The sequence below is a fragment of the Achromobacter pulmonis genome, from assembly GCF_002885955.2.
Taxonomy (GTDB): Bacteria; Pseudomonadota; Gammaproteobacteria; order Burkholderiales; family Burkholderiaceae_B; genus Achromobacter; species Achromobacter pulmonis_A.
In genome coordinates this window covers 24392-48922 of record NZ_POQS01000004.1, presented here as the reverse complement: position 1 = coordinate 48922, position 24531 = coordinate 24392, and the positions used below count along the sequence as shown (strand labels likewise).

The 24531-nt window shown below is 60.4% G+C and carries 15 protein-coding genes and 1 tRNA gene; 11 read left to right on the top strand and 5 right to left on the bottom strand.

Annotated elements, in window-relative coordinates:
- The first annotated feature begins 86 nt into the window (after window positions 1-86).
- The 5 genes from ppk1 to pstB all read left to right on the top strand — a co-directional run bounded on the left by ppk1 (window position 87) and on the right by pstB (window position 6369).
- The gene (gene ppk1 / locus C1I89_RS15250) at window positions 87-2162 is read left to right on the top strand and encodes a polyphosphate kinase 1 (RefSeq protein WP_102773560.1); all 2076 of its coding nucleotides are present in this window, start codon (window positions 87-89) and stop codon (window positions 2160-2162) included.
- Window positions 2163-2439: 277 nt separating this feature from the next.
- A complete protein-coding gene (pstS, locus tag C1I89_RS15245) occupies window positions 2440-3480 on the top strand; it encodes a phosphate ABC transporter substrate-binding protein PstS (RefSeq protein WP_102773559.1) in 1041 nt (346 codons plus the stop codon).
- A gap of 166 nt (window positions 3481-3646) precedes the next feature.
- Window positions 3647-4663: a phosphate ABC transporter permease subunit PstC gene (pstC, locus tag C1I89_RS15240; protein WP_102773558.1), complete on the top strand. Its 1017-nt coding sequence runs from the start codon at window positions 3647-3649 to the stop codon at window positions 4661-4663.
- Window positions 4664-4689: 26 nt separating this feature from the next.
- Window positions 4690-5544, top strand: coding sequence for a phosphate ABC transporter permease PstA (gene pstA / locus C1I89_RS15235; RefSeq protein ID WP_102773557.1), 855 nt, complete (start codon window positions 4690-4692; stop codon window positions 5542-5544).
- A gap of 48 nt (window positions 5545-5592) precedes the next feature.
- A complete protein-coding gene (gene pstB, locus C1I89_RS15230) occupies window positions 5593-6369 on the top strand; it encodes a phosphate ABC transporter ATP-binding protein PstB (protein WP_102773556.1) in 777 nt (258 codons plus the stop codon).
- Between the two features lie 57 nt (window positions 6370-6426).
- Here pstB and C1I89_RS15225 read toward each other — a convergent pair whose 3' ends face one another.
- Window positions 6427-7776, bottom strand: a complete 1350-nt coding sequence (locus C1I89_RS15225; RefSeq protein WP_102773555.1) for an MFS transporter — start codon at window positions 7774-7776, stop codon at window positions 6427-6429.
- Between the two features lie 178 nt (window positions 7777-7954).
- On the opposite strand from C1I89_RS15225, the gene C1I89_RS15220 reads away from it, so the two are divergent.
- The 6 genes from C1I89_RS15220 (at window position 7955) to C1I89_RS15195 (ending at window position 19990) form a co-directional block, all read left to right on the top strand.
- Window positions 7955-8031: transfer RNA gene (locus tag C1I89_RS15220), tRNA-Pro, on the top strand.
- A gap of 2135 nt (window positions 8032-10166) precedes the next feature.
- The gene (locus C1I89_RS15215) at window positions 10167-13097 is read left to right on the top strand and encodes a DEAD/DEAH box helicase (protein ID WP_102773554.1); all 2931 of its coding nucleotides are present in this window, start codon (window positions 10167-10169) and stop codon (window positions 13095-13097) included.
- A 477-nt stretch (window positions 13098-13574) separates the two neighbouring features.
- Window positions 13575-15101: an IS21 family transposase gene (gene istA, locus C1I89_RS15210; RefSeq protein WP_108627539.1), complete on the top strand. Its 1527-nt coding sequence runs from the start codon at window positions 13575-13577 to the stop codon at window positions 15099-15101.
- Window positions 15091-15882: an IS21-like element helper ATPase IstB gene (gene istB / locus C1I89_RS15205; RefSeq protein ID WP_102773553.1), complete on the top strand. Its 792-nt coding sequence runs from the start codon at window positions 15091-15093 to the stop codon at window positions 15880-15882. The genes istA and istB overlap by 11 nt, the downstream gene beginning before the upstream one ends.
- A 1176-nt stretch (window positions 15883-17058) precedes the next feature.
- Window positions 17059-19320 carry a PhoX family protein gene (locus C1I89_RS15200; RefSeq protein WP_102774131.1) on the top strand — a complete coding sequence of 754 codons (2262 nt, stop codon included), beginning with the start codon at window positions 17059-17061 and terminating at the stop codon, window positions 19318-19320.
- Between the two features lie 190 nt (window positions 19321-19510).
- Entirely contained in the window at window positions 19511-19990 is a 480-nt protein-coding gene (locus C1I89_RS15195; protein ID WP_223283384.1) for an ArsR/SmtB family transcription factor, read from the top strand.
- Here the strand turns inward: C1I89_RS15195 and moaA are convergent.
- From moaA to C1I89_RS15175, 4 genes are read right to left on the bottom strand one after another with little or no spacing between them, the layout of a single operon-like run.
- Window positions 19987-21081: a GTP 3',8-cyclase MoaA gene (gene moaA / locus C1I89_RS15190; RefSeq protein WP_088590543.1), complete on the bottom strand. Its 1095-nt coding sequence runs from the start codon at window positions 21079-21081 to the stop codon at window positions 19987-19989. The genes C1I89_RS15195 and moaA overlap by 4 nt on opposite strands.
- 8 nt (window positions 21082-21089) lie before the next feature.
- Window positions 21090-21419: a c-type cytochrome gene (locus C1I89_RS15185; protein ID WP_006224616.1), complete on the bottom strand. Its 330-nt coding sequence runs from the start codon at window positions 21417-21419 to the stop codon at window positions 21090-21092.
- Between the two features lie 28 nt (window positions 21420-21447).
- Window positions 21448-23931, bottom strand: a complete 2484-nt coding sequence (locus C1I89_RS15180) for an arsenate reductase (azurin) large subunit (protein ID WP_088590544.1) — start codon at window positions 23929-23931, stop codon at window positions 21448-21450.
- 14 nt (window positions 23932-23945) lie between these two features.
- A complete protein-coding gene (locus tag C1I89_RS15175; RefSeq protein ID WP_088590545.1) occupies window positions 23946-24476 on the bottom strand; it encodes an arsenate reductase (azurin) small subunit in 531 nt (176 codons plus the stop codon).
- Window positions 24477-24531 lie beyond the last annotated feature (55 nt).

The following is a 24531-nucleotide window of genomic DNA, read 5'->3' as shown; positions in this document are numbered from 1 at the left end:
CGTACGCTACGCTTTTAGCGTGGTGTCATGGAACCGTCACTTTTTTGCAGTAAAACTCCACGTCCCCCCTACGTATGGAATCCGGTATGCCCTCACGCCCTCCCGCCGAGCCCCTGCTCATGAACCGCGAGCTGTCGCTGCTGAAGTTCAACGAACGCGTGCTGGCGATGGCGGAGGACCCCAAGACGCCCCTGCTGGAACGGTTGCGCTACGTCTGCATCGTCAGTTCCAACCTGGACGAGTTCTTCGAAATCCGGATTTCCAGCCTCAAAGAGCAGCAGCGCCAGTCGCCGAACCTGGTGGGGCCGGACGGCATGACGCCGGACGAGGCCTTCGAGCACGTGCAGCAGGCCGTCCACGAGCTGGTCGGCCGCCAGTACAACCTGCTCAATGACCAGATCCTGCCCGCCATGCACGCCGAGGGGATCACGCTGCATCATGCCTCCGAATGGAACGCGCAGCAGCAGGAGTGGGCGCGCGAGGTGTTCAACCGCGACGTGATGCCGCTTCTGACCCCCATCGGGCTGGACCCGGCGCACCCGTTTCCGCGCGTCTACAACAAAAGCCTGAATTTCATCGTCTCGCTCTCGGGCGCGGACGCCTTCGGGCGCCAGGCCTCCATCGCCGTGGTGCAGGCCCCGCGGGCGCTGCCGCGCCTGATCAAGATGCCGCAGGAGCTGTCCGGCTATCCGGAAGGCTACATCCTGCTGACCTCGTTGCTGCGGGCCTTCGTCGGCGAGCTGTTTCCGGGCCTGGAGATGCTGGGCTGCTACCAGTGGCGGGTCACGCGCAACAGCGACCTGTTCGTCGACGAGGAAGAAGTCACCAACCTGCGCCATGCTCTGCAGGGCGAACTGTCGCAGCGCAATTTCGGCGCCGCCGTGCGCCTGGAGATCGACAAGCTCACCCCGGTCGAGCTCGAAACCTTTCTGCAGCGCGAGTTCTCGCTCAAACCCGAGGACACCTACCGCGTGCCCGGCCCGGTCAACCTGTCGCGCCTGATGCAGCTGTGCAACTCCGAATCGCGGCCCGACCTGCTGTTTCCGGAATACCGCGCGCCCGTGCCGGCGCCGTTCGACCGGGTCGGCGACAAGCCCGCCGAACTGTTCGAGGCCGTCGCCCAGCAGGACCGGCTCCTGCACCATCCCTACCAGTCGTTCCAGCCGGTCATCGACTTCCTCACCGCCGCCGCGCTCGACCCCGACGTGATGGCCATCAAGCAGACCATCTACCGTACCGGCGAGGACTCCGAGCTGATGAAGATCCTGCTGGCGGCCGCCCGCGCCGGCAAGGAAGTGACGGTGGTGGTGGAGCTGATGGCGCGCTTCGACGAGCAGACCAACATCAACTGGGCCTCCAAGCTCGAAGAGGTGGGCGCCCACGTGGTCTACGGCGTGGTGGCGCACAAGACCCACGCCAAGATGGCCGTGGTCCTGCGCCGCGAGAAAGGGCGGCTGCGCCGCTACGCCCACCTGGGCACCGGCAACTACCATCCGCGCACCGCCCGCCTGTACACCGATTTCGGCCTGCTGACCGCCGATCCGCGCCTGTGCGAGGACATGGACAAGGTCTTCGCGCAGCTGACCGGCCTGGGCGCGCGCCGCGCGCTCAAGGCGCTGATGCAGTCGCCCTTCACCATGCACGACGGCATGGTCGCCCTGATCCGCGCCGAGGCGCGCGCCGCCAAGGCCGGCAAGCGCGCCCGCATCATGGCCAAGATGAACTCGCTGCTGGAAGAGCAGATCATCGAGGAACTCTACAAGGCGGGCCAGGCCGGCGTGAAGATCGACCTCATCGTGCGCGGCGTATGCGCGCTGCGCGCCGGCGTGCCCGGCCTGTCCGAGAACATCCGGGTGCGCTCCATCGTCGGCCGATTCCTCGAACACTCGCGGGTTTTCTATTTCTTCGCCGAAGGCCAGGAAACGGTCTACCTGTCCTCGGCCGACTGGATGGACCGCAATTTCTTCCGCCGCGTGGAAATCGCGTTCCCGATCTACGACAAGGCCCTGAAAAAGCGCGTCATCGACGAGGCCTTCACCTACGCCCTGCGCGACAACCAGCTGGCCTGGCAGCAGCAAGCCGACGGCGACTACGCCCGAGTCAAAAGCCGCCGCGAGCCCTTCAATCTGCATCAGTACCTGATGCAGAAACTGGGCGTGTAACCCCCAGCGCGCCGCGCCAAACCCGGGCTAATCCCCACGCCCCCTCCCTGCGCACGGCTCTATCTCGAGGCACCCCCGTCAACGCCAACCCAGGCCGGGCGGATCCGGCTCCGCCGGTCCGCTCCGGCGCCCCCCTGGGGGGGAGGCGCGCAGCGCCTCGGGGGGGATCATGACTGTCACTATCCTGTCATGTTGGGCTTCTAAGATGCGGGGGTCGCTGAAAGACGGGCAGTAACAAGCCTGCCAGACTCCTCCAACGAGCACAGAAGGAACCCAGATGTTCAAACGTGTCTTCAAGCAAGTTTCCCTGGGCGTCGCGCTGAGCGCCGCCGTCTTCGCCGTCCAGGCCGCCGACGTGACCGGCGCCGGCGCATCGTTCCCGTACCCGATCTACGCCAAGTGGGCGTCCGACTACAAGGCCGCCACCAACAACGCGGTCAACTACCAGTCCATCGGTTCCGGCGGCGGCCAGCAGCAGATCATCGCCAAGACCGTGGACTTCGGCGCCTCGGACGACCCCATGAAGGCGGCCGACCTGGAAAAGAACGGCCTGCTGCAGTTCCCGGCCGTCATCGGCGGCACCGTGGCCGTGGTCAACATCGACGGCGTGAAGCCGGGCGAACTGAAGCTGTCGGGCAAGGTCCTGGCCGACATCTTCCTGGGCAAGGTCAAGAAGTGGGACGACGCCGCCATCAAGGCGCTGAACCCCGACCTCAAGCTGCCGTCGGCCGACATCATCGTCGTGCACCGTTCGGACGGCTCGGGCACCACCTTCGGCTGGACCAACTACCTGTCCAAGGTGTCGCCTGACTGGAAGTCGCAGGTCGGCGAGGGCAAGGCCGTCAAGTGGCCGGTGGGCCAGGGCGGCAAGGGCAACGAAGGCGTCGCCGCCTACGTCGGCCAGCTGAAGAACTCGATCGGCTACGTCGAATACGCCTACGCCAAGCAGAACAAGCTGGCCTGGACCCAGCTGCAGAACAAGGACGGCAAGTTCGTCCAGCCCGAGCAAAAAGCCTTCGCCGCCGCGGCCGCCAACGCCGACTGGAAGAGCGCGCCGGGCATGGGCGTGGTGCTGACCGACGAGCCGGGCGCCGAATCGTGGCCCGTCACCGCCGCCACCTTCATCCTGGTCCACAAGACCCAGGACAAGCCGGTGCAGGGCAAGGCCGTGCTGGACTTCTTCGACTGGGCCTTCAAGAACGGCGCCAAGTCGGCCGAAGCGATGGACTACGTGCCGCTGCCGGAAGCCGTCACCAAGGAAATCCGCGCCGCCTGGGGCGAAGTCAAGACCGCCGACGGCAAGCCCGTCTGGAAGTAAACGGGCGACCGCAGGATGGGTGTAGCGCGAGATCCCATAATCAGGAACTCCGCTCCCCGCCGCGCGTAAGCCATCAGGACCGCCCCGAAATTCCCCAACAGGAATCCCGGGGCGGTCCGCCGTAAACCCCTAGTTTCTCCCTCAGCTTTCCAAGGAAAGTCCATCCATGAGCGCGGTAATGGATAATAGTGTGCCGCTTCCGCCCAGCGTGGCGGACTCCGTGACTACCGGCACGCCTTCGCCTATGAAGCAAAACAACAACGCGCTGATGGATGCGCTATTCAAGAACCTGACGCGCCTGTTCGCCTTTCTGGTGTTCATCCTGCTGGCGGCGATCATGGTCTCCCTGATCTACGGCAGCCGCGAGTCGCTGGCCAAGTACGGCCTGTCGTTCCTGTGGCTCAACGACTGGGACCCCGTCAACCAGAACTACGGCGCCGTGGTGCCCATCATCGGCACGCTGCTGACCTCGGCCATCGCGCTCATCATCGCCGTGCCCGTGTCGTTCGGCATCGCCATCTTCCTGACCGAACTGTCGCCGACCTGGCTGCGCCGCCCGCTGGGCACCGCGGTCGAAATGCTGGCGGCCATCCCCTCCATCATCTATGGCATGTGGGGCCTGTTCGTATTTGTCCCTGTTTTTCAGCAGTACGTGCAGCCGTTTCTTATCGCCACCCTGGGCGAACTGCCCGTGATCGGCGGCATCTTCGCCGGCCCGCCGTTCGGCATCGGTATCTTCACGGCGGGCCTGATCCTCTCGATCATGATCATCCCGTTCATCGCCGCGGTCATGCGCGACGTGTTCGAACTGGTGCCCACCATGCTCAAGGAATCGGCCTACGGCCTGGGCAGCACCACCTGGGAAGTCATGTGGCGCGTCGTGCTGCCTTTCACCAAATCCGGCGTCATCGGCGGCATCATGCTGGGCCTGGGACGCGCGCTGGGCGAGACCATGGCCGTGACCTTCGTCATCGGCAACGCATTCAAGTGGTCCGGCTCGCTGTTCTCCCCCGGCAACTCCATCGCCTCGGCCCTGGCCAATGAATTCAACGAAGCCGGCGGCATCCAGAAGTCCGCGCTGCTGGAACTGGGCCTGATCCTGTTCCTGATCACGACGATCGTGCTGGCCCTGGCCAAGATGCTGCTGGTGCGCCTGTCGGCCAACGAAGGCAAGAAAACCTGACGCGCCGCGAGCACAAGGAAAACATCATGGCTGTATCCGTACTCAACATGCAGAACGGCATCTATCGCCGGCGCCGCGTGGTCAATCGCGTGATGCTCACCATCTCGCTGGGCACGCTGACCTTCGGGCTGTTCTGGCTGTTCTGGATCATTCTGACCCTGCTGACCAAGGGCGCGCCGGCGCTGTCGCTGGCGCTCTTCACCGAAATCACGCCGCCGCCCGGACAGGCCGGCGGCCTGGTCAACGCCATCTTCGGCAGCATCGCCATGGCCGGCGTGGGCACGCTGATCGGCACGCCCGTCGGCATCCTGGCCGGCACCTACCTGGCCGAATACGGCCAGCGCGGCTGGCTGGCGCCGGCCACGCGCTTCCTGAACGACGTGCTGCTGTCGGCCCCGTCCATCATCATCGGTCTCTTCATCTACGCCGTGTACGTGGCGCAGGTGGGCCATTACTCCGGCTGGGCCGGCTCGCTGGCGCTGTCCATCCTGGTGATTCCGGTGGTGGTGCGCACCACCGACAACATGCTGCTGCTGGTGCCCAACAGCCTGCGCGAGGCCGCGGCCGCGCTTGGCTGTCCCAAGTGGCGCATGATCACCCTGGTGTGCTATCGCGCCGCCAAGACCGGCATCATCACCGGCGTGCTGCTGGCCATCGCCCGCATCTCGGGCGAGACCGCGCCGCTGCTGTTCACCGCGCTGTCCAACCAGTTCATGTCCTTCAACATGAACGGGCCGATGGCCAACCTGCCGGTCGTCATCTACCAATACGCCGCCAGCCCCTTCAAGGACTGGAACGACCTGGCCTGGGCCGGGGCCACGCTGATCACGCTGCTGGTGCTGGGCATCAACATCATTGCCCGCAACATGTTCCGCAAGTAAAGATCGCCATGCCGGCGCGCGGCGCGCGCCGGCGGCAAGGGAAACCAAATGGAAAACACCGCTACCGCCGTCAAGAACAAGATCGAGGTCAAGAACCTGAACTTCTACTACGGCAAGTTCCATGCGATCCGCAATGTGAACATGTCGATCCAGGAGAAGAAGGTCACCGCCTTCATCGGTCCCTCGGGCTGCGGCAAGTCCACGCTGCTGCGCACCTTCAACCGCATGTTCGAGCTCTACCCCGGCCAGCGCGCCGAGGGCGAGATCATCCTCGACGGCGAGAACCTGCTGACCGCCAAGACCGACATCTCGCTGATCCGCGCCAAGGTCGGCATGGTGTTCCAGAAGCCCACGCCGTTCCCCATGAGCATCTACGACAACATCGCTTTCGGCGTGCGCCTGTTCGAGCGCCTGTCCAAGGGCGAGATGGACGAGCGCGTGGAATGGGCCTTGAGCAAGGCCGCGCTGTGGAACGAAGTCAAGGACAAGCTGCACCAGAACGGCAACAGCCTGTCGGGCGGCCAGCAGCAGCGTCTGTGTATCGCGCGCGGCGTGGCCATCAAGCCCGAAGTGCTGCTGCTCGACGAGCCGTGCTCGGCGCTGGACCCGATTTCCACCGCCAAGATCGAAGAGCTGATCGCCGAACTCAAGAACGACTACACCGTCGTCATCGTCACCCACAACATGCAGCAGGCGGCCCGCTGCTCGGACTTCACCGCCTACATGTACCTGGGCGAGCTGATGGAATTCGGCCAGACCGACCAGATCTTCGTCAAGCCCGCGCGCAAGGAAACCGAAGACTACATCACCGGCCGTTTCGGCTGAGCGGCGCAGCAGTCCGCATACGGCGCGCCGCTGGCGCGCCGTTTTGCTTTTCGCGTCCTACTGCCGCTGCAGCGCCCGCGCGGCGCCGCCCGCGGCCTGTTCCCGGGGCGCTTCGGCATGGCGGCGCGGGATCAGGATCACGCACACCGCCGCCAGCACGGCCGCGCTGGAGAACGCGATGAAATTCCAGGCCAGCGGCAGCTGCAGCGCGGCCAGATAGCCGCCCACGATGGGGCCGCTCATGGCGCCGATGCGGGCGAACGACAGCGCCCAGCCGGTGGCGGCGCCGCGCGCATGGGCGGGGTAGTAACCCGCCAGATAACCGGTCAGGATCAGCGACGAGGAAATGCTGCCCACGCCGGCCAGCGCCACCCACAGATAATTCACCGCCAGCGGATTGTTGTAGGTCAGGCAATAAATGCCGGCAGCGCCGGCCAGATAGAACAGCGCCACGATCCGGCGCGGCTCGGTCTTGTCGGCGAACTGCCCGAGCACCAGGCCGCCGATGGCCGAGGCCAGGCTGAACACCAGCAGGAAGGAAATGCTGGACCCCAGGTCATACCCGTTCTTGCGCATGATCTGCGGCAGCCACGTGTTCAAGCCATACACCAGCATCATGCCCAGGAACAGCGCCACCCAGAAGCACAGCGTGGCGCGCAGCTGGCGCGGCGCGAACACCGCCGTCATCACGTCGCGCCACGTGGCCTTCGAACCGGCCGCCTGCGGACGGAACGCGTCCAGCGACGCGATGCCCAGGCGCTGCGCCTGCGCCCGCGCGCCGGCCTCGTCGCCCTTGGCCAGCAGGTACTCCAGCGACTCCGGCAACAGCCGCGCCAGCAGCGGCACCAGCAGCAGGGGCAGGGCGCCCACCGCGATCACCGCGCGCCAGCCCCAGTGGCTGAGCAGCGCCATCGCCACCGCCGCCGAACACAGAATGCCCAGCGAATAGCCCGAATACATCACGCCGTAATTGAAGCCGCGTTTGGCCGGCGGCGAATACTCGATGGTCAGCGCCGCCGCGGCGGGAATCACCCCGCCCAGCCCCAGCCCGCCGATGAAACGGAACAGCCCGAACCAGCCCGGCGTGGGCGCCCATGCCGCGCCTATCATCGTCAGCGAAAACAGCGTCACGCAGGCCAGCAGCATGCGCCGGCGGCCCAGCAGATCGCTCAGCGTGCCCACCGCGAACGACCCCACGAACATCCCGGCCAGCGCGTAGCTGCCCAGCACCCCCAACTGCATCGGGCTGAGCGCCCAGTTCTTGTCCTCGGCCAAGGCCGGCAGCACGGCCCCCATCACGCCCACGTCGTAGCCTTCGAACAGAATGGCCAGCCAGCAGACGAAGAGAACGGTATGAGTGGTCCGCGCGGGCGTGGCCCAGGCGGATGGAGCGGAGGCGTTTGCCATGTGTTTCCCGATGCGTGTTTATAGAATCGCGCCAGCGGCGCACGCGGTCGTCCCACGGCGTCGGAAGCCGTATTTAATTTAGGCTTCAAATATATAGGTGTCAATCAGGAAATGGAGGATCACGGACAGGCCGCCGTCATGGGCCGGCCCCTCAGTATCTGGTATAGTTGCCACCCTTCGGGGCGTAGCGCAGCCTGGTAGCGCATCTGCTTTGGGAGCAGAGGGTCGTGAGTTCGAATCCCACCGCCCCGACCAATAAAATCAAAGGGTTAGCTCAATGTCATTGAGCTAACCCTTTTTCTTTGCTTGGCATATGGGACAACATATGGGACAACGAACTTGCAGTTGGCGGTGAGCAAGTTCAGGCGGCATCAAGGCAAGGATGTGCACTCGGTGGCAATAGCGCGTTTCGGCACTTGCCGGGTCTCTGCTTGGTTGGGGCGGGCAGCTCGCTGCACTTTGGGCTCATCAGGCCGTGCGCTGGGGCAGCAACGTGAGAGTTCCGAGCCCAGGTCGCAGAGCATCGGCGGCACCACGCGACAGTTGAATCGTTACGACCCCTCGCCCCTTCCATCCTCGCGGCCTTATTCGTTAGCGGAGCAAATGCCGAGCTGTGCTGTGGACCGGTCTTCCCCGGTGGCACTTTTAAAGCGTCGCGGCCTGTACTCTGCATGTGCTGTGTGCATTGCACTGAGACCATACTGCACACCTCAGTGTCAAATGCGCTATGAGCTGCGCTGAGAGAAATCAAAGTCGACGGTCTATCCGACCCGAACCGCGGAGACTTGGCCTAGTACGGGAATGAGGGGATAGGGCATCCTTTAACCTAGTACTGATACGAGGGGTGCCCTTTCGACAATGGAGGTAGGAGTTGCCAGCGCAATGTCTGAGTGGCTGCGACAGGGACACAGAGTCTTTCAGACGGCTAACAGATTATTTCGCTGAGTCGACACCGGGCTGGCCGCGGGCCGCGATCCCGCGTATGAGGCGCTGAAACTTGTCGGCAGGTCCGTAGATTTCACGCCGCCGCAACCGTCCGGCTCGTGGCGTTGCAAATTAACTCCCACCTTGAGACGCCGGCGCCGGACAGTTGCCGCCACGGTCACGTACGTCTGGAACATCATGAACCGTTGATTGTTCCACCTTCACTGACGGTGGGCGGGGAGCGGGGCGGTTGTCCCGTTGTGGACCATCGAACAGACCCGGAGTGCTTAGCTGGCGTAGAGATCAAGTGCCGACGCCATCAGTCAAAGCCCTTTTCAAACACCTTATCAAAATCCCCTATCAAATGTTCCCAATGTGCGGGGAAGCTTGGCGCTCCGGTGGGCATCGATTCTTGCCACGGACAAAGGGGAAGGCTGGCTCGGCGGTCTCTCGTTCTAGCGAGCGGAGTCGTTGGATTGTGCAATACAGGACTCTGGCCAGACCCTCGGACTTGCCCACTTTCTTTTGCACGGCGCCCCAACCGTCTTCTAGACCCTGCAAGGCAAAAATTCGGAGATTCGACTCGCGTTTCAGAAACAGAGCGCGAGACCGCGCAGAACGCGCTCTGGACTGCAATGGCTCTAATGTGGCTGCCTACCCGTCACCCGGGGTGTTTCGACCGCTCATGCGGGCTGTGGACGCGTCTAAGGACCATCACTGCATCTGCGAGGGCGTCCCATCTGGAATTGGTCCGGCCTATTGTGGCTTATCAGGTCAGACAGCGGCGCAGACGCTGTTGACACTGGCGTAGCCAGTAAAAGATTTGGGATTGGGAATGGGATTGGGATTGGTAGCTTTGCATCCGGTTTGCACTGGGTTCGAAAGTAAAACCTGGCCATAACCTGCTGGGTTTCCGCTACAGGCCCCCAGGTTCCCTCGCTTCGTGGGTATTTCTCCTATGAGGATGGCCATGGATCCTGTGTCAGCGGCGCTCATGGACCTCAAGATCTGAACAACTGTGCTGGGGCACAGCGCGCTCCTGTACGCGGTGTTTTAGAACCCAACTGGTCGAGTGCCGCTCTAGGTTTTGTTGTGGGAACCGGCGGTTAACCGAGTAGGAACCCAGCAGGATCCCAACGGGTTTCCTGTTACGAACGATGTTGCGTTGTGCTGCGGATTCGCAGTTCATATCCGGCGGTGATTGCTATCATCAGGCGTACCGATAGGGCTGTGTTTGTGGAGAAAAGTGTATGGACTTGGGTACTACGGTGATGCTCGGAGTACTTGTAGCTGTTATCGCATTCGGCCTTTGGGTCGCGAATAACATCGCTCGTTCCGAAGGGCGCAACAAAGAAGACCATCAGACCTGAAGCGGCAATAATTCGGAGTAGGTCTCAAAGATTAGGCTGGCTTGTTATGTTCTTTGAAGTAACAATTGGTCATCTAGTTCATTCCGGGAGGGGGACGTGGCCGATTTCTTCATTGAACATAGCCACATGCTGGCTTTGAAACCCATTAGCAGTCCGAACTCGGGTTTTAGGCCAGGCCAGTTGGGCGCTCTTCATTCTGTGGCGGCCCACTTTTCGGTCTACGACGAGCCGGCCATAGTGTCTTTGCCGACTGGATATGGGAAGACTGCCGTGATCATGGCGCTTCCTTTTTTGTTGGGCTCAAACCGTGTGCTGGTGGTGGAACCCACGGATGTGCTGAGACGACAGACCTCGGCTCACTTCGGCGAACTGTCGACGCTACGCAAGCTCAAGGTCTTACCGGCGGAGGCAGAAAATCCTCATGTACATCCACAGAAGGGCAGGCCATTAAGCGCCGATGAATGGCTTGCCCTTCGAACTTTCGATGTGGTCGTGTCCACGCCAGCGAGCACATCGCCGGTCCTGGAGCCCGTAAGCCCCGCAGACCTATTCGATTTGATTATCTTTGACGAGGCGCACCATGCTCCAGCAGACACTTGGAGTGCGTATCTCGGTCACTACTCCCGCGCCAAGTTTGTCTTCTTGACGGCTACTCCATTCAGGCGCGATAAAAAGCCAATTCCGGGCCGTCTGGCATATAGCTATCCAGTTTCCAAGGCGTCTCGCGAACAAGCGTTTGGGAGCGTCTCCTTTCGTCCAGCGCCTGTGCATAACGATCACGATGAGGACGAGGTGGACCTCGCCATCGCAAGGGTGGCGATTGCACAGCTGCGGGAAGATCAGGCGCAAGGATTCGACCATCGACTGTTCGCGCGAGCATCCTCGATATCCGCTGCTAGGAAGCTAACGGGGATTTACGCCGGGCTTGGGGTGAGGGTAGAAGCGATCGACAGCGGAATTTCCAAACGGAGGCAGGAGCAACTGGAGGTCTCCTTGCTCCGGGGGGAGCTGGAAGGAATAGTCTGCGTTGACATGTTCGGGGAGGGCTATGACTTTCCAAAGCTGAAGATCGCAGCACTCCATGCGCCGCACCGCTCCCTAGTTCCAACGATACAGTTCATAGGGCGGTTCGCGCGAACAAACGATGAACGGACGGGCAACGCTACTTTAGTGTCGACTGTGAGTCGTCTGCAAGATGCCACCGCAAGGCTCTTTCAAGAGGGAGTGGACATCGCTTCCCTTATCGACGAAGAGGCGAGGCGTCAGCTCGCCGAAGGGGCTGCCGATGAATCAATCTTGGAGATCTTGAAGCCGAAGAGGCAGACAGTCTCGGACTACGACGCCGTGTCGCCAATGTCATTTGAGCTATATGCCCATGCTCGAATCTTTCAGTGCGACGTGGCCCCGGACTTCACTTTGTTTGAGGCATTGATAGGGCGAAGGCTTCACTTGGCTAAGCAGTGGATCTCGGATGATGGATTGATCACACTGCTTTTGACCGTCGACAATGAGCCGCCGAACTGGGCGACTGCTGACGTGCTTGTAAATGTACGACACGACGTTTTCCTGCTGGCCTACAACGCTGCTACACGATTGTGCTTCATCGGCTCCACTCGTAGAACAGATCGCTTATATATCGCACTAATGCAGGTCATGGCCAAGGATCACCATAGACCTTTGAGCTTCGAGGAGACCATCCGTGCGCGCGCCGGCCTTACGGATATGCGCTTCTACGCTGTTGGCTTGCGTAATACGGCCATAAATTCGCAAGCAGAATCCTATCGCATGCTAACTGGACCTCGTGCTGAGCGAGCGGTCACGCCGGGCGATGGGCGCGCCTACGTACAAGGACATTACTTTGGTAGTGGATTGGAAGATGGCGAGCGTGAAACCATCGGAGCAAGCAGTAACTCGCGTATATGGAGCAATCAACGTCTCTCCGTATCGCAATACCTTGACTGGATATCGAAGCTGAACAATCGCTTGAATGGCGACGAAACGCTGGCAGAGTCTCAGCTAGATCTCGTCCAGCATTCGCAGACGTTGCGGCGAATCCCAGATGTTGTCATTGGTGGAAGCTGGTCGCGCAATGCCTACAAGCAGGCGCACCGGTTGAGATATCGACGTGTTGGACAGCAGCAGTGGCTCTATCGCCAAATCACTGATCTAGAGCTCTCGTCATTCGCTTCAGGACCTGATGGCCTGGATTTCGAAATCGTCTCGGACTCAGATGCGGTGCCCTACCGCATGTCTTTAGCCGGGGGCGCATTGTTTCGACAGCACGGCGCTGGTTGGGAAGTCGAAATATCTAGCACGCACGATGACTGGTTGGATTTTGACCAGTGGCTTTCTATGCACCCTCCAATCTTTTACGCAGCCGACAAGTCATCGTTCGAAGGGATGAACTGCTACCCGCCTCCGAAGCTGGCCAGCAATCGGCTTCTTGATGAGGACGTCGAGAACCCTGGGTGGGATGGCTGTGAGATCGGTAGAGAGTTTGACGCCGATAATCCCGAACGAATGACCGTCCACAGACATTTGGAATTGTGGATCAGGGCGAAGGAAAATCTCGAGGTCCTCGTTTATGACCACAGGACTGGGGAGGCCGCCGACTACATCGCGGTCACACGAGAAGAAGACGACAGAGTCCTCGTCAGTCTGTATCACTGCAAGGGAGCTGGGGGCGAACCGAATGGTGCCCGTGTTGACGACGTCTACGAAGTCACCTGCCAGCTACTAAAGTCAGTTGTTTATTGCGAATCCCGTGTGTTGGTCGAGCATGTGGAGCATCGGATAAATGAAAGGCGGCATAGGCGTCCGTCAGTCTTCAAGATCGGCAATCTTGCAATGTTGCAAGAGATCTTGCTGAACCGGGGCGCGGAAAAAGTCAGTTTCGCCATCTATGGCGTGCAGCCGGGGATTTCGAAAGGACAGATTGATGCCCACCTCGCTGATCTTATGGCCTTCAGTATTGACTACGTGAAAAGAGGGGGCGCGGCCGTTGGGAAGTGGTTGGTGAACGCATAGCCGAGACTTCCATCAGGTGGGGCCGCCTTTGTCACGAGAGACTTAAGGGCGTGGGCGCAACACTGAAGTGGTTTCTGAGCAAACTTGGACAACTGCTCGCAACGCGTCGAAGGTGGCCCAGATGCAACAAATGTACTGGGAAAGCTTTGCCGTGCTTCGCGGTGCCGAAGACCAGGCGGACCAGCGGCTCTCCGCTTCGCACACTGAATAAAACCTGTCGAGGAGTGCGGCGGCTGGTCCAGGTTCGGCTCTGTGGGCGATCTTATTCCGTACCGTATTGAGTTGCTCCGCAGCAACCCAGCATGCGCCCTCATTAAAGTGTCCGGCGACTGCTCTTGCCAAGCACAAGGCATTAGAGAATGTGAGCTTCGCTGTTGATTTGCAGGCAGAGTTGACCCACTTTTACGTTTGATTTGCATCTAATTCTGACCCACCTCGTGAACACTATCCTGCTCGGTACCCGTGCAGGAGACAGGAGTGATCGACGTGGCTCTTCTCAGCATTATTCGCCGTTGGCACTTGCGTGATCATGTCTCTTTACGAGAGATTGCCAAGCGACTTGGCATATCGCGCAACACGGTGCGACGCTATCTGCGCTCGGGCACCATTGAACCAACCTACAGCCGTGCGGCTGGGCCTACCGTTCTAGACGGCTATGCGGAGAAGCTCTCGGCATGGCTCAAGGCCGAGGCCAACCGCACACGCAAGCAGCGACGCTCGCTATTGCAGCTGCACCAGGATCTCTGCGCTCTAGGCTACACGGGCTCTTACGACCGTGTTGCCGCTTTCGCGCGACGATGGCGACAGGAACAACAGGAACGATCTCAGACTTCAGGACGGGGCACGTTCGTGCCATTGACGTTCGCACCAGGCGACGCCTTTCAGTTTGACTGGAGCGAGGACAGTGCGGTGATCAACGGCGAGCGCACCAAGCTCCAGATCGCGCAGTTCAAGCTTTGCCACAGTCGCGCCTTCTTCCTGCGCGCCTACTGGCTCCAGACGCATGAGATGCTGTTCGATGCGCACCATCACGCTTTTGTGGCGTGGGGAGGCATCCCGCGTCGAGGTATCTACGACAACATGAAGACCGCTGTGGATAGGGTCGGCCGCGGCAAGTCACGCGAGGTCAACGCCAGATTCTCCAGCATGGTCAGCCACTATTTGTTTGATGCGCAGTTCTGCAACCCCGCGTCAGGCTGGGAGAAGGGACAGATCGAGAAGAACGTGCAGGATAGCCGGAGGCGGATCTGGCAACGCCTGCCCCACTTTTCGAGCTTGGAAGCGCTTAACGACTGGTTGGCCGACGAGTGCGTCAGGCTGTGGCAACAGATACGCCATCCGGCATGTGACCAGAGCATCTGGCAGATATGGTCCGAGGAACGCCCATTTCTGATGCCTGTTGGCCAGCCGTTCGACGGCTTTGTGGAACACACCAAGCGCGTTTCCCCCACATGCTTGATCGCCTTCGAACGTGACCGCTATAGCGTCCCCGCGTCCTACGCCAACCTGCCCGTGAGTTTGCGGGTCTATGCAGATCGCCTCGTGGTCGTCGCCGAAGGTCACGTCATCGCGCAGCATCCTCGCCACATCAACCGGCGCCATGACCGTGGTGCCACTTTCTACGACTGGCGGCATTATCTCGCCGTGCTGCAACGCAAGCCTGGCGCGCTGCGCAATGGGGCGCCGTTCACCGCGTTGCCGGAAGCATTTCGCCAACTTCAGGCACGGCTTCTGCCTCACGCTGGCGGGGATAGAGAGATGGTGGAGATCCTGTCGTTGGTCTTGTTGCATGACGAGCAACTGGTCCTCGCCGCAGTGACCTTAGCGCTGGAGGCCGGTACGCCATCGAAGCAAACCATTCTCAACATCTTGAGCCGACTGCTCGACGGCACACCGCTACCGCCGCTGACGGCGCCCCAAGCGCTCTCGCTCACAGTCGAACCCGAGGCGAACGTCGGCCGCTACGACACCCTCCGCACTCAGGAGCCACGTCATGCAGCATGAACTCATGATCGAGCGCTTGAAGGCGCTCAAGCTGCACGGTATGGCTCAAGCGCTCACCGACCTCGTGCAGCAAGACTCTCCGGCATGCCAGAGCTGCTCTCCCATCTTGAGCCAGCTTCTACGGGCCGAGCTTACTGAGCGAGAGGTGCGATCTATTGCCTATCAGATGAAGGTGGCCAAGTTCCCAGCATATCGAGACTTACAAGGCTTTGACTTCGGATGCAGCGAGGTCAACGAAGCCCTTGTTCGGCAACTGCACCGCGGCGAGTTCATCGAACCCGCTCACAATGTCGTATTAGTTGGCGGCCCTGGCACCGGCAAGACGCATCTGGCGACGGCCTTCGCGGTTCACGCCATCGAACACCTGCGTCGCCGAGTTCGCTTCTTCTCCACGATCGAGTTGGTGAACACGTTGGAGCTCGAGAAGCAGGCCGGCAAAGCTGGACACCTCGCCCACCGGCTCATGCACTCGCACGTCGTGATTCTCGACGAACTCGGGTATCTGCCATTCAGCCAAGCCGGCGGTGCGCTGCTGTTTCACCTCATCAGCAAGCTCTACGAGCACACAAGCCTCATCATCACCACCAATCTCAGCTTCGCTGAATGGGCAAACATATTTGGGGACGCAAAAATGACGACTGCGTTGCTCGACCGACTCACCCACCACTGCCACATCGTCGAGACCGGCAACGACAGCTACCGATTCAAAAACAGCAGCACGCAGCCCAAAAAGGAGCGTAAAACAGCCAAATCTGTGGCAACCCTGACCCAATCAAATTAGGGCTGGGTCAGTTTTCGATGCAAACGCTGGGTCAGTTTTCAGTGCAAACCAACACTTCGCTTCGTCAAAGTAGCGAGGGTTGGCGACTGACGAACGGGTAATGGATCGCAGTTGCTCTTCGACCAGGAGGTGTCCTTTCAGTATTGCTGTGAGTTCGTCCGCTGTTGGAGGAACGAGCCGAAAAAATCGTTCGTCATTCTCCGCAAAATCGGCTTTATGGTTGGCAGGACTCTTCGCGGGGGCGCTCGCATGAGATATAGGGGCGCGACGAGGTTAGCGCGCAGTAGAGGGGAGGAGCAATCTCGGCTTTGGCAGGGACTACCTTATCTCTTGCTAGGCGGAATTCACCAGCCCGAACTTTCAGCTGATGTCTGTGGTCTCGGCTCCGAACGAGGTACGGTCGTACCTGGGAAAGTTGCGTACCGTACATTCCTTCATGTAGGTACGGTATGGCGGCGTAGCTGCGGCTTGCGGGGGGGGATCGCCTATGTCTTTGATCCACGAAGAAAATTCCCGCAGTCGTACCGCTGTCCTCGCTTTGCGCCGGACTCGGCAGCACCAAGGGAGGTGTCGAAACTCATCTGACTTGGGATTTGCGCTATCGAATTACGGAATCGAGATTTTTCGATATACAAGTGCTGCTGCAGCCTCCAGCCGGATTTAGCCTTCGGAGGTCCGATTTCTGTGCCAAATTTAGGGGGACGCGCCGTCATGCTCCGAACGCAACTATTGCGTGATGCTGGCGAGGCGCCTAGTCGGTACCCCCACGTCCGTCCGTTTCGGTATTGGCAATCCATGCCGGAAACAGCAGCCCAACGTTGATTGCTCTCGACATACCATTGTTTACAGCGGGCCGCTTTCGGCCGAGGCTGTGTGAAAATTCACCGTGCTGCGGGTCATGTCGTAAGTTGGCTTCGCAGGTCAACTCAGGATCGACGATCGGAGTTGAGGGAAGGGTTTGATTACCCCCGAAAACATGTCCATCACGAGTTTTTACACAGCCTCGACCCCAAGCGGTCTGTCGTCCAGTACCGCTTCGTATAACCACTCCTTCTCGTGCGGTTAGGCTCTATCACCTAGCCCACTACGGCTTGAAAAGAAGGTCCGATCCGTCATGAAAAAGTAATTGGCGCCGCCTACATTCATTACTTCGTTAAATCCGGATAAATGGACAATATGAAGACCAACATGGATGCGCCCGTCGTGGACTTCAATGACGAGGACTCGAACACATCGCCAAATCCGACATTCGACGCGGTGCTACAAACCCGCTTGAGTCGACGCCGGATTCTGAAGGGAGGCATGGCAACGGTGGGCTCTGCCCTGTTCGGGGTTGGCCTGGCGGGCTGTAATGGCGACGGAGACGACGACAGCGATGTCGATAGCCCGGACACGCCGCCCACAGGAGCACCTTCCACGGAGCCCCCGGAAAAACTGCTCAATTTCGGCGCGGTTCCGAAATCATTGGCAGACGCGGTCAGCGTTCCCTCCGGATACACCGCGCAAGTGCTCTATGGCTTGGGTGACCCGCTCGCCGCGGGAGTGCTTGCCTACAAGAACGATGGCACGGACAACGATTTCGACAAGCGTGCTGGTGACCACCACGATGGCATGGAATGGTTCGGCCTTGGTGCTGACAACCGGCCGTCGGCAAGCTCGACGGATCGCGGGCTGCTGGCGGTCAACCATGAGGCCACGACGAACGAAGGGCTCAGTTCGTTCTTCCTACATGCAAATGGGGGCACGAGTACGCTACCCCGGCCAGCCGCCGAGGTTGACAAGGAGATCGCCATTCATGGAGTGTCGGTTGTCGAGGTAAAGAAAGCCGGCAATTCCTGGGTCACGGTTCCCGATTCGTTGTTCAATTTCCGACTCACGGCGCTTTCCGAAATCGAGATCGCCGGCCCCGCCCGCGGTAACCCGCTGCTGGTGACGAAGTACTCGCCCGATGCGACGCGGACGCGCGGCACCCTCAACAACTGCGGCACGGGAAAGACCCCTTGGGGCACCTTTCTGACTGGCGAGGAAAACTGGTACGGTTATTTCACGCGAGACGCTGCGGACGATGCAGCCCGCGGGAATGACAAATCTGTCACCTCGCTTCGGCGCTATGGACGCAATCAAGGCGCTGCGTCGCGCCACGGCTGGGAATCGGCCGGCGCGGACGACCGATATGCTCGCTGGATAATCAGCCAGTCTGGCGCGTCGGCTGACGGTAGCGACGACTACCGCAACGAGATGAACGGCCAGGGCTACGTCGTCGAGGTGGATGCTTACGACCGCAGCAGAAAGGCGAAAAAGCGCTCGGCTTTGGGCCGGTTTGCCCATGAATCGGCCGCTTTCCGCACGGCCGTCGCGGGTCAACCGATCATCGTATATATGGGCGACGACGCTCGTGGCGAGTACCTCTACAAGTGGGTCTCGTCGGCCAATTGGGATCACGCGGACGCAGACGCGATCAGTCGTATCGCTGTGGGCGACAAGTATCTTGATAACGGCACACTCTTTGCGGCCCAGTTCTCAGAAGATGGAACCGGCTCGTGGTTGGAACTGTCGATGCAGAACTCGGCGGTCAGCGGGTATGCGACCTACCCCTTTTCCGATCAGGCCGATGTGGCAGTTAATGCCCGCTTGGCGGCCGATGCCGCCGGTGCAACCAAGATGGATCGGCCCGAATGGTGTGGCGTGAACCCCGCGAACGGCGAACTCTATTGCACGTTGACGAACAACAGCAGCCGCCGCGTTGATCCCACCGGCTCGCAGTATGAGCCCGACTCCGCCAATCCTCGCGTGTACACCGATATGAAGGGTGGCGCTAGCCAGACTGGCAACCCCAACGGACACATCATTCGTATCAAGGAATCGGCAGCGGCCGGTGATGGCGATCGCTTCGAATGGGATGTGTACCTGTTCGGCGCGCAAGCCGACGCCGATGTCACGACCGTAAACCTGTCCAGTCTTACCGATGACCAGGACTTTTCAGGCCCGGATGGTCTGGTGTTCAGTGCGGTAACGGGTCTGTGCTGGCTGCAGACCGATGACGGCGCCTACACCGACGTGACCAACTGCATGATGTTGGCCGCGCGCCCCGGGCAGGTTGGTGATGGGGCGAAGAAATCCCTGACTTATCCCAAGGGAGACGGCAGCACGCTTACGGTGGATACCTACGTCGGTAAGCCGCCAGCGGCAGAGCAGCTCAAGCGCTTTCTGGTGGGCCCGGTTGGATGCGAAATTACGGGGTTCTGCGAAACACCCGATGGCAAGGCCATTTTTGTCAACATCCAACATCCTGGCGAAAACACGGACCAAGCCAACCTCGCTGATCCTTCCAAGTACACCAGCCAATGGCCAAGCAATGCTGGGTATGGAGCTGGCAAACGGCCCCGCTCCGCGACGATCGTAATTACGAAGGATGACGGCGGCCGTATCGGAACCTGATACCCAAAACCATAAGTAGGGCCAACATCGTCGATTCGTCGACAACTTTGCGGGGCGATGCTGGGGGCTGGCATTCGCCCCATTTTTTTGCGGCGGCCGCTTTCGCATGTCAAATGTTGCTGACACTAATCTGTCATCTATGCGATATAGTCTGTCCGGATATACAGAACTACCGACTTATCGAATTTCCATGCCCATCGCCAGCACGTCCACGCCTTCACCAGCGGTTGCCAGCCATTTCAACCCGGATTTACCTCGGGACGGAGTGTCTTTCCAGCACGCGCTAAGCGCATTCCACGCCCTTTCTCAGCCAACGCGGCTCGAGATTTTTCGCCTTTTGATGGCGCGCGAGCCGGAAGGGGTGCCTGCGGGCGCCATCGCGGAAATGGTGGAGGGCCCCCACAACACGGTGTCGCAGCATCTGTCGGTGCTTGCCCGCGCGGGCTTGATCTGGGGAGACCGCCAGGGGCGAAGCATCATATATCGTGCCGACGTAGGCGTCATGGGCTCGTTGATGTCGTTCATGTTGACCGATTGCTGCCATGGCCATCCCGAGGCTTGCGCGCCCGTCATCGCTGCGTTGGCGGGCCACTGCGACTGCGACATCATCCCGAACAAAAAGCCACTTCGTAGCGCCAAGAAAAAGGCTGGCGCCTCGGCGGCTACCTAGCCGCCGATGTAGCTCATCTCGATCTTTTGTTGGCGTGGTTGTAACGTTCGAACCTCTGAGTATCGATCGTTGCGGGATCGCCACCGCTCAGCCAAGCCGTTGATCAGCATTTGTGGATTCGACTCCGACCTCAATTGCAAACGTATGTCATCGCCTTGTTCGGCAAACAGACAGGTATAGAGCTTGCCGTCGGCCGAGACCCTTGCCCTTGAGCAATCGCCGCAGAATGGGTGGCTGACGCTAGAAATCAAACCGATTTCTCCTAGCCCGTCTTGGTAAGCCCAGCGGCGAGCGACTTCGCCGCGCACCGTTGGCGCCAAGGGCGTCAGCGGGAAAACGGCATGTATTCTCTTGAGGACTTCGTCGGATGGCAGCACGGCCGAGGCATTCCAACCATTGGTCGCACCGACATCCATGAATTCGATGAAGCGCAGCGCGTGCGCGGTTCCGCGAAAGCGCCGGGCCATCGGCAGGATCTGATCGTCATTCACACCACGTTGCACCACCATATTTATCTTGATGTGCGGGATGCCCGCAGCCTGGGCTGCGGCTATACCCGCCAATACATCATCCACGGAAGCAGTCGTGTCCGCGACCCGCGCAAAGATGGACGGCGAAAGCGCGTCAAGGCTGACGTTCAGACGCCGCAACCCGGCGGCGGCCAGCCCCTGGGCCTTGCGTGCCAATAAAGACCCGTTGGTGGTCATGGCCAGATCAATCGGCGCGCCGGACGGCGTACGCAACGCCGCCAGTCGCGCAATAAGATGCTCCACGTCTTTGCGCAGCAGCGGTTCACCCCCGCTGACCCTGACCTTACGTACGCCCAGGCTGATGAAGGCGCTTGCGACTCTCTCAATCTCATCAAAAGTCAGCAGCTCTTCGCGGCGCAGGAATGAATGATCCGCGCCGAACTGATCTCGGGGCATACAGTAGGTGCAACGAAAATTGCACTGGTCTATGACCGAAATGCGCAAGTCATGCAGAGGCCGACCGTGCCGGTCTTCGGGCGGGCCGTCCATGCCTGACGAGGCGGTCGATGTTGACCGTAGCGAGGGAGATTTGCGGCGATCCAACAGCGGAGCTTCGATCATGTTCTGCGTCAGCCTGGCGCGCCGGCAAGTATCCAGTCGACGACCTTTTTCGCGTCCTCGGCTGAAATTCCGGGGTTCGGCGGCATCGGCACAGGTCCCCAGGTGCCCGCACTGCCATTCTTGATTTTCCCTAGCAGCAGGGCAGCGGCGCCGGGTTCGTCCTTGAACTTGGCGCCCACGTCCTTGTATGAGGGGCCGACGACCTTGCGGTCAACCGCGTGGCACGCCAGGCAATTGTTCTTGGTCAAGATCGCTTGGATTGTGGCGTCCGGGGCCGCAACACAGGTCAGGCTGGCAGATGCCAACCCGACCGACACGAACAGCTTGGTGATACGCATAAGGGGCGGTGCTCCTTTGATTGAAAAATCAGCCCAGGGTGAATCGGCGGCTCTTGAAACTGATGGTGTTCCTGAACTCCTCGACGGAGCCCACTTTCCGGATGTTCCCCCAGGTGCCTTTGTAGTAGGGAATGATGTTGCGGTCGGTCCACTCGGTCGTGACGTCGCCCTGGATGCCGTTCACGTAGCCGAACATCATGAATGTCTGGCCGCGCTTGATCTCCGGCACCGGGTACACCATTGCGTAAGTCGACCCGTAATCGTTGTAGACCTCGACCACGTCTGAAGCCTCGACGCCCAGCTCCTGGCAATCGGCGGGATTGATCTCGATGTATGCCATCGGATAGCGGTCCTGGGCGAAGCTGTTGTACTGGTCGTGATAGGCCGTTTGCCAGATCTCGTTGTTGCGGCCGTTGTTCAGCCAGAACTTGTACTTCTTCTTTTGGGCGGCCACGGGCTCGGGCAGGCCTTTCCACTGCGCCGGCTTGAAGTGAGCTTTTCCGTCGGCGGTGTCGAACTTACCGTCCGTGTAGAGCATTTCGGTGCCTTTGAGCTTCCCGTCCGCGTAGGCCTGAACGGGTAACTGGACGCCGTTATTGCCGGCGGCGAGCAACCGTTCGTAGGTCACCAGGTGACCGGTATCTCCACCCTGGCTGTCGATCTTGGGCGCGTCCTTCTGGCCCGCCCGACGAAACCCATCATTGAACGCATCCTCTTCCGTCTTCCAGTCGAATCCGGCGAAACGTTGCGCCATCTTGCTGTTGCCTTCCTTCTCGTACATGGCTTTCAGCGTGTTGGCGATTCGCGCGGCGATCAGGCAGTCCGCTTGCGCTTCCCCGGGCGGGTCCATGAACTTTTGCGACAGGCGAATGCGCCGCTCGCCATTCATGGACGTCAGGTTCGTTTCGCCCGGGTGCGCCGCTGGAAGCAGCAGATGGGCAGCCTCGGCCAGCTTGGTTGGATAGAGATTGATGCTTGCAACAAACAGTCCGCCTCGTTGCGTGGCCGCATAGATGATGTCGACCATCTCTTCGGTTGAAGCGCCGCGCGCTTTCTGCATGGCTTCCTTCACGATGGCGGACCGCTTGAACACCGCCTCTCGGAGCGCTTGCGCGTTATTGCTGGTCTGGAAGTTGTTGGACCCCCACCAGGTCATCATCCTGCCCTTGCCTTTGATGAGTTCCTGGTCAATGTAGATTTTCTTGTCGCCAGGGTAGGGGGGCCTGGCATAACCCTCTTGGTGCCCCCCCATGCGTACACATCCGGTGCCACGGCGCCCCACGTTGTGCGTGGCGATGACCAGATCCAGCAACGCCGACTGAATGACGTAGTTGTCGTTGCCCCAGATGATGCCTTTTTCGTAGGCATGCATCGTGCGCGGAAGCTGCCCTGTCTTCTTCGGCTTGTACGACCACTCCGCCGCCTTCTTCAGGTCGTCGACCGGCACGCCCGTGATCTTGCTGCATTCCTCCAGAGGCATGCGATTCGCCTTAACGGCCTCATCAAATCCCGCCGTGTGCGCCTTGATGAACGGCTTGTCTACCCAGCCCTGTTCAACCACGTAGGTAAACAGTCCGTTGAACAACGCGATGTCAGTGCCGGGTTCGATCGCCAGATGCAGCACTCGATCTTTTCCGGCTATCTGTCGGGCGATCGCGATGGAGGGCGTGTCGCGCGGGTCCACGAAGACGATGCGGGTAGTTGGAAGATCTTCACCCGCGAAGCGCGCCTTTTTCTTGTCGACCGTCTGCCCGTACAGATTCGGAACCCAGTGGTTCAGGAAATAGTTCGTCTGGGACTCGTAAGGATTATTGCCAATGGACCACAACACGTCGGCAAGCTCGGCGTCTTCGTAGGCGTTGTTGAGTTCGCCGACGCCCATCTCGCGCGTGGCGTGGCATTCCGAGTTGTACGCCGGGCGATTGTGGATACGCACCATCGGCGTCTGTAGCGCGGTGAACATCAGCTTGCCCGTGCCCCAGGTGTTCTCGAACCCTCCGCCCGCCCCGCCGTGGTCAAAACACGAGAACACAATGCCTTCCGGGCCATCGGTATCCAGCACCTTCTTCAACAGCCCGGCGTACAGCGCCAGGGCGTTGTCCCACGGAACGTCCACCCATTGGTCGGCGGCATACATGCGCGGCTGTTTCAGGCGCGCCTTGCCATCGCCATCGGGCGTGTACATATAGCTGGCCATCCGGCCGCCACGGGTCGAACTCAAGCCGCTGTTGACCACGCATTCCTTGTCCGGAACGATCATGATGTTGTGACGCGAGCCATCCCGCTGCGTGATGACGTTGGTCATCGCCGGGGTAAGCGTCAACGCGAAAGGCGGTAGCTGCTGACGAAAGTCCTGGCCCAGCGCATTCTCCTCGGGCGCCCGGCCTCCCTCGCTTTGCTCGGGCCATTTGTAAACGTGGTACCCACAGCCGACGATACAGAAGTGGCACGTCATATTCGTGCGCGCGGCATCCTTCGGCGGCAAGGTGATGCGGTCTTTGGGTGCGGACATGAGCGTCTCCCGACTTACAGAATGTTGGCCTGGCGGCCGTAGATCAAGCCTTCGACCCCAACCGCGGATATCCCGTCCGAACTGGCGTCATAGCGCAGCAGAATCCGTGGGAGGTTTTCGGTGGCTTGCCCGCAGATCATCTGGCCTGCCTTCTCGGCGTCAAACTCGCTGAAGTGGCACGGGCACTTGAACGTTTTTGTTTTGTTGTCGAAAACTGTGGGGCAGCCCATATGCGTGCACATCGTGCTGTACGCGACGATGTCGTGGTCAGGGCCAACGCCGCCGGGAACGGGATGCCCGAGCTTCACAGCGGTACACGGCGAGGCAGCGTCGGGATAGGCGAACTGCAGGGGCGTGTCGGCCGTGAGCTTCTGCGCGACGGCGATGGACTTCACGGGGTAGGGCAGCGTGGTTCCGGTGTGCGGCGCCGTGGCCGGTTGGGCTTGGGCGGGCATGATCGGGATGAGTGTTGCGGCAGCAACAGCACCGCCCGTTCCGCTCAACTTGAGGAATCCGCGCCGGGTAAGGATTTGTGGCTCTGACATGTCGATATTTCCTATTGAAACGAAATGACGGCTTCAGTACTCTGTAGAGCGATAA

Bases quoted from the DNA above. Each gene is read 5' to 3' on its own strand.
- ppk1 (WP_102773560.1), top strand. From the start codon at position 87: ATGCCCTCACGCCCTCCCGCCGAGCCCCTGCTCATGAACCGCGAGCTG.
- pstS (WP_102773559.1), top strand. From the start codon at position 2,440: ATGTTCAAACGTGTCTTCAAGCAAGTTTCCCTGGGCGTCGCGCTGAGC.
- pstC (WP_102773558.1), top strand. From the start codon at position 3,647: ATGAGCGCGGTAATGGATAATAGTGTGCCGCTTCCGCCCAGCGTGGCG.
- pstA (WP_102773557.1), top strand. From the start codon at position 4,690: ATGGCTGTATCCGTACTCAACATGCAGAACGGCATCTATCGCCGGCGC.
- pstB (WP_102773556.1), top strand. From the start codon at position 5,593: ATGGAAAACACCGCTACCGCCGTCAAGAACAAGATCGAGGTCAAGAAC.
- C1I89_RS15225 (WP_102773555.1), bottom strand. From the start codon at position 7,776: ATGGCAAACGCCTCCGCTCCATCCGCCTGGGCCACGCCCGCGCGGACC.
- istB (WP_102773553.1), top strand. From the start codon at position 15,091: ATGCAGCATGAACTCATGATCGAGCGCTTGAAGGCGCTCAAGCTGCAC.
- C1I89_RS15200 (WP_102774131.1), top strand. From the start codon at position 17,059: ATGAAGACCAACATGGATGCGCCCGTCGTGGACTTCAATGACGAGGAC.
- C1I89_RS15195 (WP_223283384.1), top strand. From the start codon at position 19,511: ATGCCCATCGCCAGCACGTCCACGCCTTCACCAGCGGTTGCCAGCCAT.
- moaA (WP_088590543.1), bottom strand. From the start codon at position 21,081: ATGATCGAAGCTCCGCTGTTGGATCGCCGCAAATCTCCCTCGCTACGG.
- C1I89_RS15185 (WP_006224616.1), bottom strand. From the start codon at position 21,419: ATGCGTATCACCAAGCTGTTCGTGTCGGTCGGGTTGGCATCTGCCAGC.
- C1I89_RS15180 (WP_088590544.1), bottom strand. From the start codon at position 23,931: ATGTCCGCACCCAAAGACCGCATCACCTTGCCGCCGAAGGATGCCGCG.
- C1I89_RS15175 (WP_088590545.1), bottom strand. From the start codon at position 24,476: ATGTCAGAGCCACAAATCCTTACCCGGCGCGGATTCCTCAAGTTGAGC.